The sequence below is a fragment of the Streptomyces sp. NRRL S-118 genome (assembly GCF_000716335.1).
Classification (GTDB): domain Bacteria; phylum Actinomycetota; class Actinomycetes; order Streptomycetales; family Streptomycetaceae; genus Streptomyces.
In genome coordinates this window covers 93,778-103,633 of the sequence record NZ_KL591018.1, presented here as the reverse complement: position 1 = coordinate 103,633, position 9,856 = coordinate 93,778, and the positions used below count along the sequence as shown (strand labels likewise).

The window sequence follows — 9,856 nt, the reverse complement described above, 5'->3', positions numbered from 1 at the left end:
GCGGTGGCGGTCTGGACTCCTCCGCCGCCCCGGTCGCCGGAGGCCTGGCGCTCCTGGGTGCCCTCGGTGCGGGCGGTTACATGCTCCGCCGCCGTGCCGTCCGCGGCGGCGCTGCCTGATCCGGTGCGCTGACGTGCACAGCGTGTGGCTGCGGCTCCTTTCGGGGAAGGGTCGCAGCCACACGCTGCGGAACGAACATCGGTGTGTCCACTTCGCTCACTTGGGGTGCGCTGCGGCATGAATGCCCGTCCACAGGTCGACCCTGCTCCTCCGTCGCGGAAACGCCGGCCGCGACGCCTGCTTTCGCTCGTGCTGCCGGTGTTCGCAGTGGCCGTGGTCGCGCTCAGCTGGGACGGCCCGACGAGCCCGCCGGCGCCTGCGCCGGCACCCGTGGCGAGCCGCCCGGCCGTGCCCGCGCCCTCGGCCAGCAGCACGGTCAAGGCGCAGAGCTTCTCACTGCCGCGTTCGGTGCCCACACGTCTGCTCATCCCCAGCATCGACGTGGATGCGCCGTTCACGGAGCTGTCCATCGGTTCGTCCGGGCGCCTGAACGCCCCGCCACCCGATGACACGAACCTGGTCGGCTGGTTCGCCGGTGGTGCGTCCCCGGGAGAGCGCGGCACCGCGATCGTCGCCGGCCATCTCGACACCACGACCTCACCCGCGGTCTTCGCCCGCCTCAGCGCGCTCTCCCCTGGCGACACCGTCGACGTCGTCCGCAAGGACGGGACCACCGCGACATTCGTCGTCGACCACATCGACAACTTCCCCCAGGACGACTTCCCTGACGACCGCGTCTACGCCGACACCCCTGATGCCCAGCTGCGTCTCATCACCTGCGGCGGCAGCTACGACCGCAGCAAGAAGCGGTACACCGAGAACACCGTGGTCTTCGCCCACCTGAAGTCGCCGCCCAAGAAGCGGTGATCCGAAGGTACGGGCGGGGCGCCCGCGGCCGCCGCCCGGTCGTGGCGGACGCCCGGCACCGTGCGTGCACGCGCGGCCCCCGGGGCAGGCGGCCGCCCACCCGTGCGGCCGTGCGAGCCCCGAAGGAGGAACGCCTGATGCACTGGCTCTTCGGCGATCAGCTCGGACCGCACTTCCTGCGCCCCTCCGAGGGCACAGGGCTCACCGGCGACACGCCGGTGGTGATCATCGAGGCCCGGTCGGTGTTCCGGCGCCGGCGCTTCCACCGCGCCAAGGCGCATCTGGTGCTCTCCGCCATGCGCCACCGGGCTGCCGAACTGGGCGACCGGATCACGTACGTCCGCGCCGAGACGTACCGGGAGGGACTGGCGCGGGTGACGGGGGACGTCCCGGTGACCGTCCACCATCCGACCTCGTACGCCGCCGTGAGACTGGTGCGCTCCCTGCCTCGCGTGACCATGGGTCCCGCGCGGGGGTTCCTGGTGCCGATGGACGACTTCGCGGCATGGGCGGACGGTCACGGCGGTGCGCGGCTGCGGCAGGAGGACTTCTACCGGTGGGTTCGGCAGGGGTACGGCCTGCTGATGGACGGCGAGGCCCCTGCCGGCGGCCGCTGGAACCACGACCACGACAACCGGCAGCCTCCGCCCCGGAAGACGCCCGCCCTGCCGGTGCCCGCCCCGTACCGGCCGGTCGAGGACGAGATCGACGACGAGGTCCGCCACGACCTCGACCGCTGGGAACGCGACGGCGGGATGTCCTTCGCCGGACGGGACGGACCACGCCTGTTCCCCGCGACGCGGGCCGAGGCACGGGCGGCGCTGCGGCGCTTCGTGGAACACCGGCTCGGCACGTTCGGCCCGTACGAGGACGCCATGCTCGCCGCCGACCCCGTCATGAGCCACAGCCTGCTGTCGTCGTCGCTCAACCTCGGTCTGCTCGACCCCTCCGAGTGCGTCGAGCGGGCCGAGACGGCGTGGCGCGAGGGCCGGGCACCGCTCAACAGCGTGGAGGGCTTCGTCCGGCAGATCGCCGGCTGGCGCGAATACGTGTGGCAGCTGTACTGGTACTTCGGGGAGGAGTACCGGCACTCCAACGTCCTGCGCCACACCGCTGCGCTGCCCGGCTGGTGGAACGACCTGGACGCGGACGCCGTGCGCGCGCACTGCCTGCGCACGGTCCTGTCCCAGGTGCGGGACACGGGGTGGACCCACCACATCCCCCGGCTGATGATCCTCGGCGGTTACGCACTCCAGCGCGGCTGGGACCCGGCCGAGGTCACCGAGTGGTTCCACCGGTGCTTCGTGGACGGTTACGACTGGGTGATGGTGCCGAACGTCGTCGGCATGTCGCAGTACGCCGACGGCGGCCGGATGACCACCAAGCCCTACACGTCGGGCGGTGCCTACGTGAACCGGATGAGCGATCTGTGCGGGCCGTGCGACTACCGGCCCGGTGACCGGACCGGCCCGCGGGCGTGCCCTTACACCGCGGGCTACTGGACGTTTCTCGACCGGCACCGTGCCCGGCTGGAGCGCAACCACCGCACCGCCCGGGCGGTGCGGGGCCTGGACCGGCTCGCCGACCTCGACGAGTTGCGGCGCCAGGAGCGCGCACGCGGTGACAGCCCGCCGTGAGACACGGTCCGCGCGCCGGTGGGGTGAGCGGTTCCGTCGGCAGGACGCGCACCGCCGGGACGACGGCGCATCCGGGCCCGGCTCGGCGACGGAAACCTGAGGTGCAGATGACCGCGAGCGAGCAGGGGTGACGCATGTCCGGAATGCGGCCGGCCACGACGGAGACGGCCGGACCCGCCGACGGCCCCCTCACGGCCGTCGGCGCCATCAAGGCCGCGGAGACGGTCCTGGAGGAGGTCCTCGACGCGGAACTGCGCCGGGCCGGCGAGGTGGACCCGGTGTTCGCCAGAGATGTGGCCGGCCGGGTCGGCGCGTTCCTCCGGCGCGGCGGGAAGCGGCTGCGCACGGCGTTCGCGTGGTGCGGATGGCGGGCCGCGGGCGGCTCGGGCGACACCACCGCGGTCCTGCGCGTGGGAGCCGCGCTCGAACTGGTGCAGGCGTGCGCTCTGATGCACGACGACGTGATGGACGATTCCCCGCGGCGCCGCGGCGCTCCGGCGCTGCACGTCGACCTCGCCCGTATGCACCGCGCCGCGCGGATGAGCGGGTCACCCGAATCCTTCGCCACCGCCGCCGCGGTGCTCGCCGGGGACCTGGCCCTCGCCTGGGCGGACGACGTGCTGACGGAGACGGCTCTCGGCTCACCGCACGGCCCGCGGCTGTACGACGAGTGGCGGGCGATGCGCAGTGAGATGGTCGCCGGTCAGTACCGCGACCTCCACGCGCAGGCGGCCGGCGCCTCCGGCCTCGACGAGGCGGTGACGATCGCCACGCTCAAGAGCGCCCTGTACACGGTCGAGCGGCCGCTGGCGCTGGGCGCGTCGCTGGCCGGCGCCGGCGAGGACGACCTGGACGCGCTGCGCTCCGCCGGCCGGTGCGCGGGGCTGGCCTTCCAGCTGCGGGACGACCTCCTGGGGGCCTTCGGCGATCCGGCCGTGACGGGCAAGCCGGTGGGCGACGACCTGCGGACGCGCAAACTCACCTACCTGCTCGCCGTCGGCCTCCGGCGCGCCGGCGCCGCCGGCGACGAGGAGGCTTCCGCCGCGCTGGCGGCCGGCGCGGCTCCCCGGTCGGACGACACCGTGGAGCGGATGCGGACGGCGCTGGAGCGCACCGGGGCGCGGTCCGTGGTGGAGTCGAGGATCGCGGAGTTGGCGGCCGACAGTGTGCGGCACTTTGGCAGGACCCGCGCCGACGTCACCGTACGGCGGGAGTTCGCCCTGCTCGTCGAACGCGCGTCGGGCGTCGTTCTCGCGGACCTCACGGAGCAGGGCGACCGTACCGAGGAGGGTGCCCGGACCGAGGAGGGTGACCGCCTGGAGGGCGGCGGGTGACGGGCCCCCTCCCCCGGGCCGGCGGGCGCTGTCGTCAGGGCTCCCGGACAGCGGTGGTGGAGCCGTTGCGGGCGAGGAAGGTGTGCACGATCCCCGTCTGCCACCCGGCGACGGGCGCCGCGCGCACGCCGGAGAACCCCGCCCGGGTCAGCCGGTCCGTGAAGGCGGGCGCGGTGTCGAAGGCGAGAACGCTGCGCCAGAGGTGGTGGTACAGGGCGTGGTCACCGCTGAGCGTGCCGAGCGGGATGACCACCCCGTGGCACACGGCCGTCCACAGGGCGCGGTGGACGGCCGATCCGCTGAGGCTGTACTCGTGGACGGCCAGTCGTCCGCCCGGTCGCAGCAGGGTGCGGACGGTCCGGAGGATCCGGTCCGGCCGGGTCACGTTGCGGAACAGGTACGCGGCGAAGACGGCGTCGAACGGGCCCTCCCCGGCGGTCACGAGCTCCTCCGCGCTCAGGTGGAGGAAGCGCACGCGTTCGGGCCACGGCTTGGCCAGCGCGCACCGCAGCATCCCCGACGAGGCGTCCACCCCGGTCACGCGGGCGCGGGGTGCGGCGCGCAGGAGGGCGCGGGTGGAGATGCCGGTACCGCAGCCGAGGTCGAGGACATGCATGCCTTCCCCGTCCCGGGGCAGCCGGAGCCGGCGCGCCGAGCGGAGCAGATCGGTGCGGTACCCGGGGTTCAGGGCGGTGAGACGGTCGTAGCCGTGGGACGCGTGGTCGAAGGCGCGTGCCAGGTCACGGTCGCGCAGCAGTGTCATCGGGTGCTCTCCCGGGATCGTGGTTCGGTACGGGTCCTTGCACAAGCGGCCGGCGCCGGACCGGCCGCGCGACGTCCCGGCCACGAGCCGTCGCCGAGCGCCGTCTCATCCGCGTGCCAGGTCGGTCAGCACTTCCCGGGCGGCCCGTGTGCCCGACGCCAGCGCGCCCTGCACCGAACCCGTCGCCCGGTGGTCGCCGCACACGTACCTGCCCGGGCCGAAACGGGTCGTGCGGCTCAGCGGCCAGGGCGGCCGCATCACGGGCAGCGCACCCTCGACGGTGTGGACGCCGACCTGCTGCCAGTCGCGCGTATCCGTGCCGTACAGCTCGCACAGGCGCCGCAGCACGGTGTCGCCCGCCCCGGGCCGGTCCGCGCCCAGCACGGAAGTGGAGACCAGAACGGCGCCAGGAGGGGCGTACGTGGGCGCGACCTCGGTCAGCACGCAGGTGTTCAGTACCGCGCCGCTGCCGTCCACCACCAGGGTCGGTTCCGCCAGGGGCGCCCTGGAGGCCGTGTGGTGGTACGTGGTGACCGTACGGCCGTCCGGCACGGGCAGGCCCGGCAGCAGGCGGGCTGCCGTGGCGGCGTCCGTCGCCACCACGACGGCCGCCGTACGGCCGTCCGGCACGGGCAGGCCCGGCAGCAGGCGGGCTGCCGTGGCGGCGTCCGTCGCCACCACGACGGCCGCGGCGGGCACCTCGCCGCCGTCGGCCAGGAGCACGCCCGAAGGATTGATCTCGCGGACGGCCGTCTCCCGTCGCAGGACGCCGTCGGGCAGGCCCTCGGCGAGCTGGGCCGGTACGGCGCCGATGCCGTCGGCGGGCAGACAGAGCGTTCCCCTGACCATGCTCCGCCAGACGAGGTGGAAGAAGCGGGCGGAGGTCTCCAGCCGGTCCTCGAGGAACACGCCGGCCAGGAAGGGCCGCAGGATCCGGTCGACCGTCGGTGCCGACACCCCGGCCCGGGCCAGGGCGGCCGAGGTCGAGCGGTCCGGCCGCCGTTTGAGGACGCCGGCGGGCAGCAGGACGTCCCGGGCGGTGAGCGCGGCGAGGGCGGCCAGGTCGCGGGCCGGAAGGACCCGCCCCGGCACCAGTGACCCGGCCCAGTCCGGCCGCCTGGTCGGATCGGCGAGGCGCACCGGCCCGGTGTCGGAGTGGGCCACGAGGCCGGGGGTGAAGGGCCGCAAGCGCAGCCGCCGGAGGTCCAGACGCCGCTTGACCTGGGGATAGGAGGTGTTGAACACCTGGAAGCCCCGGTCCAGCCGGAACCCGTCCCGCCGGTCCGTGCGCATCCGGCCGCCCACGGTGGCGGACGCCCACGGTGGCGGACGCCTCCAGCAGCACCACGCGCCGACCGGCACGGCTCAGGTCCAGGGCGCAGGCCAGACCGGCGAGACCGGCGCCGATGACGACGACGTCCGGGATGTCGCGGTGTCGGACGTCCATGGTCCTCCTCGCCTTCCTCTTCCGCTTCCGGCTTCCCTCCCCTCCGCCACCTTCCCCCGACTTCCCTTCCCCGGCGACGCCATCACGCGTCACACGGGGCCGGACCTCGTGTGGGCCGGACCTCGTGTGGAACCGCTCCTCGCGGGCCATCGCGGGGATCATGGGAGCGACGTTTCCCTCGAAGAACTGGGTGCTCACGAATGAGACATCGCACGGTCGCCGACCTCATGACGCCGGAGGCGGTCACCGTTCAGCGCGGGACGCCGTTCAAGGAGATCGCCCGGCTGCTGGACGAGTACGGCATCACGGCCGTGCCGGTCGTCGAGGCGGACGGCCGGCCCGTCGGCGTCGTGTCCGAGGCCGATCTCCTCCACTCGCGTCTCTACTCCCCCACCACCGCCGAAGGACTGATGTCGGCCCCGGCCATCGTGGCCCGGCCCGAATGGACCGCCGTGGAGGCGGCGAGGGTGATGGAGCGCAGACGGGTCAAACGCCTGCCGGTGGTCGACGACGCGGGTCGGCTCATCGGTGTCATCAGCCGCAGTGATCTCCTGCAGCTCTTCCTGCGGCGCGACCGTGCCATCCACGAGGAGATCCTCGAGGACATCCTCACCCGCACCCTGGGACTGTCGCCGGCGGCACTCACCGTGGAGGTGTCGGACGGTTCCGTCACCCTCAGCGGCACGGTGCCGACCCCGGAGGCGATTCCGGTCATCCTGCGGCTGTGCCAGGGCGTCGACGGCGTCGTCACCGTGATCGACCGCCTCACCGCACCGGGCCGCACAGAGCCGTGAACGCTCCTCCTCACGCCCCTGGACGGCCCGTGTGCCGGGCACCGGCTCCGTTCGTGACCGGGGGCGAGGCACTCCCCGCCCCGGCAGCGGTCCCGGACCTCGGGGCGTCGCCGGAAGCCGGCCGACGTGCGGGTGGCGACGGCACCGGCATGGGAGCTCGGGGTGCGGACGGTCGCGCTCGACGAGCCCGCCTCCTGGAGTGCGGCCGCCACGGCGAGGGTGGTCGCCCTGCCGTAGCCGTGCCGGCGATGCTCCCGGTGCACGCCCCTCGGTTCGAAAAGCCCGGGCTTCGGTCAGATGCGCCAGGTGCGGAGGAGGCCGGCGGCTTGGTAGACGCTCACCTTGCCGGCCTGGATGTCGCGGACCAGGTCGACCATGGCACCGTACGGTGGATCGATGCCCTCGCCGGAGGCGTGCATGTACGCGGCGGCGACCTGGCAGGCGAACAGGCTGTTGCGGTAGGGCAGCGGCTGCAGCCGCACCAGCGTGTGCAGCAGGGCCGCGGCACGCCAGGCGGCATCGGGTTCCGCGGTCGCGGGGCGCGGGATGCGGGTCTTGTGCCGGGCGACGGCGGCCACCAGGGCCGAGTAGTCGGCGACGCTCACGTCCTCGGGCACGGCCTGCTCCTGGACGTCCAGCAGCCAGGGGACGTCGATGAAGAACACCATCAGGCCGCGTCCGCCCCCTCGCGGCGGTGGGCGGGTGGAGCCTCGTCGGGGAAGGCGTCGTCGAACTCGGCGCGATGGGCCTCGCCCCAGGAGACGGCGTACCGGACGAACTGGAGACGCTGCTGCTCACGCAGGGGCAGATCGTGGACGAACTGCTTGAGGGACTTGCCCTCGGCGGCCGCCGCGGCGCGGACCGCTTCGAGTTCCTCGTCGGTGAAGGTGATGTTCAGGGACGGCATACCGTCATGGTACCTAGTAGGTACCAGGGGGCCAAGGCGCGATCCGAGCTCCGGGCGGGAGCGGTCCGATGCGGCTTCGCCCTACCTCAGTCGCAACTCGCGGACTCGGCCACGGAACACACGCCAGCGTCTCTCGTTGTCATGTACGAGCATTGCTGATTCCGTCATCAGGTCGGCAGCCCGGTCGAACAGCTCCGAGGCCGAATACAGATAGTTCGGGGCGTTGCGCTCCCCTTGCAGGTCACTTCGAAGCGCTGCCGGAGAAAGGTCGACCCGTGCCAGCAGATCGAGTCCGCGGCGCAACATCTTCGCCACCAGCGTCTGCATGCTCGCTGCCTGCCAGTCGTTGATGATGATCCGATGCCGCTCTCCCAGCAGGTCGGCCAGCGCAGGATACGGAGCCAGGCTTCCGGCGATCTCCCATGCCTGCGCTATCGCCTGCGCCAGCCACGTACCGGTCTGTTCGCTGTCATCCGCAAGGAGACCGGCTTCTCGCTTGAGCCTTTGCAGCTCGGCAGGCTCGCTCTCCCCTTCCATGAAGAGGATTCCCGTCTCCGCCACGAGGCCGGGAGCGTTCAAGTCCTCCGCTCCTGCGAACGGCATCCTGGAGGCTTGATCATCGACCTCGACCGCACTCCACCGGTCAGCCAGTGCTTTCAACGCGCGCGACCACCCCTGGAGTTGCGCCGCCTGCCGCAGAGGGGCTTGTGCGTAGTACTTCTCATGCTCCCGATGGAACCGTGAGAGGTTGTCGATCACCTGCAGCAAGGACTCGGGAGGAGTGGACTGCGCCTCGTCATGGGGCATGCGAGCAGTGTGCCCGGCTGATCAGGCCCCTGGCACCGACACACGCCCGGGCCCGGCATCGGTCACTCCACAGGAGGGCCCTCGCGGAGCCAACCCCCGCGTCACAAAGGCGTGCGCCACTCTCGCGGTCCGGCGGACGCCGGTGCAACGCGCTGCAGACCGCCGCGGTCGAGCCTGCGCTTCGCTCCGACGACCAGCAGGTCCGTGGTTTCCGAGTGCTGAGGAGCACGTCTCATGCTGGCCCCTCCACCACGATGCGGTGGGCATCCACCGAAGGGCAGCCGCCGTCGAGGAGCCTGCTGACGGATGTCCATGGGACCGGTGCCAAGCCATCACCGCGTCGACAGCGCAGCCGCGAGCCGCCGCGACTTCGAAGGGGACTGCACCTCTGCCGATCAGCAGGGCCGTGACGGCGTCGCCGCACACACCCCGTCGGCCCGGGGACGGGAATGGATGTCCGGAGCCAGGAGCGTCTGCCTGCCGCCATCGGATGGAGGAGGGCCACTCGGCCCCGAGCTCTGCCTCACCGGCCCTTCAATGTGCCCGCACCTCAGCGCACCCTCGGAAGTGGAACCATTCGCACACCGGGCGGATGACGCGCTCAGCGCACCTCCCGGCGCTCGAAGAAGGGCGGTGGAGACAGTGCGTACGAACGTACTGGTCACCTACGGGACCAAGAACGGTTCGACCGCCGAGATCGCCGGCTTCATCGCCTCCGTCCTGCGGGATGAGGGCCTGGATGCGGAGGTCCGGCCGCCGTCGGAGGTGACGGACGTCGCGCCCTACGGTGCGGTCGTGATCGGCGGCGCTCTCTACATGGGCCGCTGGCACCGGGACGCCAGGCGCTTCGCCCGGCAGCACCGCCAGACGCTGCGGGAACGGCCGGTCTGGCTTTTCAGCAGCGGTCCGCTCGACCCATCGGCCTCGGAGCGGGACATCCCGCCCGTCCCGAGCGCTCGGCGAGCACAGCGCCGTACCGATGCGCGTGACCACGTCACCTTCGGCGGACGGCTCGAGGCCGGAGCCAGGGGCTGCATGGCCAAGGCGATCCTCGACGAGGATCGTGGCGGTGATTTCCGTGACCTGCCCCGCATCGCGGAGTGGGCCGCCCTTGTGGCCTCCGAGATCAAGGCCCCGGAAGGGTCATGAACCCACCCCCGCGGCGGTCTGGACACGCCCATGCCGCGAGCACCCCTTGCGCCGGCGCGTGGACGTTCTCGAAGCGCGGATGCTCCTGCTC

The 9,856-nt window shown here is 72.6% G+C and carries 9 protein-coding genes and 2 pseudogenes; 5 read left to right on the top strand and 6 right to left on the bottom strand.

The window, feature by feature from the left end; translation table 11 throughout:
- The first annotated feature begins 237 nt into the window (after positions 1–237).
- The 3 genes from IH00_RS0126660 to IH00_RS0126650 all read left to right on the top strand — a co-directional run bounded on the left by IH00_RS0126660 (position 238) and on the right by IH00_RS0126650 (position 3,898).
- Positions 238–927, top strand: coding sequence for a class F sortase (locus IH00_RS0126660; protein ID WP_031077911.1), 690 nt, complete (start codon positions 238–240; stop codon positions 925–927).
- Between the two features lie 137 nt (positions 928–1,064).
- Entirely contained in the window at positions 1,065–2,564 is a 1,500-nt protein-coding gene (locus tag IH00_RS0126655; protein ID WP_031077909.1) for a cryptochrome/photolyase family protein, read from the top strand.
- Between the two features lie 134 nt (positions 2,565–2,698).
- Positions 2,699–3,898, top strand: coding sequence for a polyprenyl synthetase family protein (locus tag IH00_RS0126650; protein WP_078887985.1), 1,200 nt, complete (start codon positions 2,699–2,701; stop codon positions 3,896–3,898).
- A 34-nt stretch (positions 3,899–3,932) separates the two neighbouring features.
- Here IH00_RS0126650 and IH00_RS0126645 read toward each other — a convergent pair whose 3' ends face one another.
- A complete protein-coding gene (locus IH00_RS0126645; protein ID WP_031077905.1) occupies positions 3,933–4,661 on the bottom strand; it encodes a methyltransferase domain-containing protein in 729 nt (242 codons plus the stop codon).
- Between the two features lie 105 nt (positions 4,662–4,766).
- Positions 4,767–6,108 (bottom strand): annotated as a pseudogene (locus tag IH00_RS37715) (NAD(P)/FAD-dependent oxidoreductase).
- A 200-nt stretch (positions 6,109–6,308) separates the two neighbouring features.
- On the opposite strand from IH00_RS37715, the gene IH00_RS0126635 reads away from it, so the two are divergent.
- Entirely contained in the window at positions 6,309–6,902 is a 594-nt protein-coding gene (locus IH00_RS0126635) for a CBS domain-containing protein (protein WP_031077903.1), read from the top strand.
- Positions 6,903–6,982: 80 nt separating this feature from the next.
- Here the strand turns inward: IH00_RS0126635 and IH00_RS44295 are convergent.
- From IH00_RS44295 to IH00_RS0126615, 4 genes and pseudogenes are all read right to left on the bottom strand, one after another.
- A pseudogene (locus IH00_RS44295) lies at positions 6,983–7,192 on the bottom strand (GNAT family N-acetyltransferase); the annotation flags it as partial.
- Between the two features lie 3 nt (positions 7,193–7,195).
- A complete protein-coding gene (locus IH00_RS0126625) occupies positions 7,196–7,570 on the bottom strand; it encodes a hypothetical protein (RefSeq protein WP_031077901.1) in 375 nt (124 codons plus the stop codon).
- A complete protein-coding gene (locus IH00_RS0126620) occupies positions 7,570–7,809 on the bottom strand; it encodes a hypothetical protein (RefSeq protein WP_031077899.1) in 240 nt (79 codons plus the stop codon). The genes IH00_RS0126625 and IH00_RS0126620 overlap by 1 nt, the downstream gene beginning before the upstream one ends.
- 81 nt (positions 7,810–7,890) lie before the next feature.
- On the bottom strand, positions 7,891–8,616 hold the full coding sequence (locus IH00_RS0126615) for a hypothetical protein (RefSeq protein ID WP_031077898.1): 726 nt from the start codon (positions 8,614–8,616) through the stop codon (positions 7,891–7,893).
- Positions 8,617–9,258: 642 nt separating this feature from the next.
- Here IH00_RS0126615 and IH00_RS0126610 point away from each other — a divergent pair.
- Positions 9,259–9,765, top strand: coding sequence for a flavodoxin domain-containing protein (locus tag IH00_RS0126610; protein ID WP_031077895.1), 507 nt, complete (start codon positions 9,259–9,261; stop codon positions 9,763–9,765).
- The last annotated feature ends 91 nt before the right edge of the window (positions 9,766–9,856 follow it).

What these genes read in the sequence shown, in the direction of transcription:
- IH00_RS0126620 (WP_031077899.1), bottom strand. Translation starts at nt 7,809, where the DNA reads ATGCCGTCCCTGAACATCACCTTCACCGACGAGGAACTCGAAGCGGTC.
- IH00_RS0126655 (WP_031077909.1), top strand. Translation starts at nt 1,065, where the DNA reads ATGCACTGGCTCTTCGGCGATCAGCTCGGACCGCACTTCCTGCGCCCC.
- IH00_RS0126635 (WP_031077903.1), top strand. Translation starts at nt 6,309, where the DNA reads ATGAGACATCGCACGGTCGCCGACCTCATGACGCCGGAGGCGGTCACC.
- IH00_RS0126625 (WP_031077901.1), bottom strand. Translation starts at nt 7,570, where the DNA reads ATGGTGTTCTTCATCGACGTCCCCTGGCTGCTGGACGTCCAGGAGCAG.
- IH00_RS0126660 (WP_031077911.1), top strand. Translation starts at nt 238, where the DNA reads ATGAATGCCCGTCCACAGGTCGACCCTGCTCCTCCGTCGCGGAAACGC.
- IH00_RS0126645 (WP_031077905.1), bottom strand. Translation starts at nt 4,661, where the DNA reads ATGACACTGCTGCGCGACCGTGACCTGGCACGCGCCTTCGACCACGCG.
- IH00_RS0126615 (WP_031077898.1), bottom strand. Translation starts at nt 8,616, where the DNA reads ATGCCCCATGACGAGGCGCAGTCCACTCCTCCCGAGTCCTTGCTGCAG.
- IH00_RS0126650 (WP_078887985.1), top strand. Translation starts at nt 2,699, where the DNA reads ATGTCCGGAATGCGGCCGGCCACGACGGAGACGGCCGGACCCGCCGAC.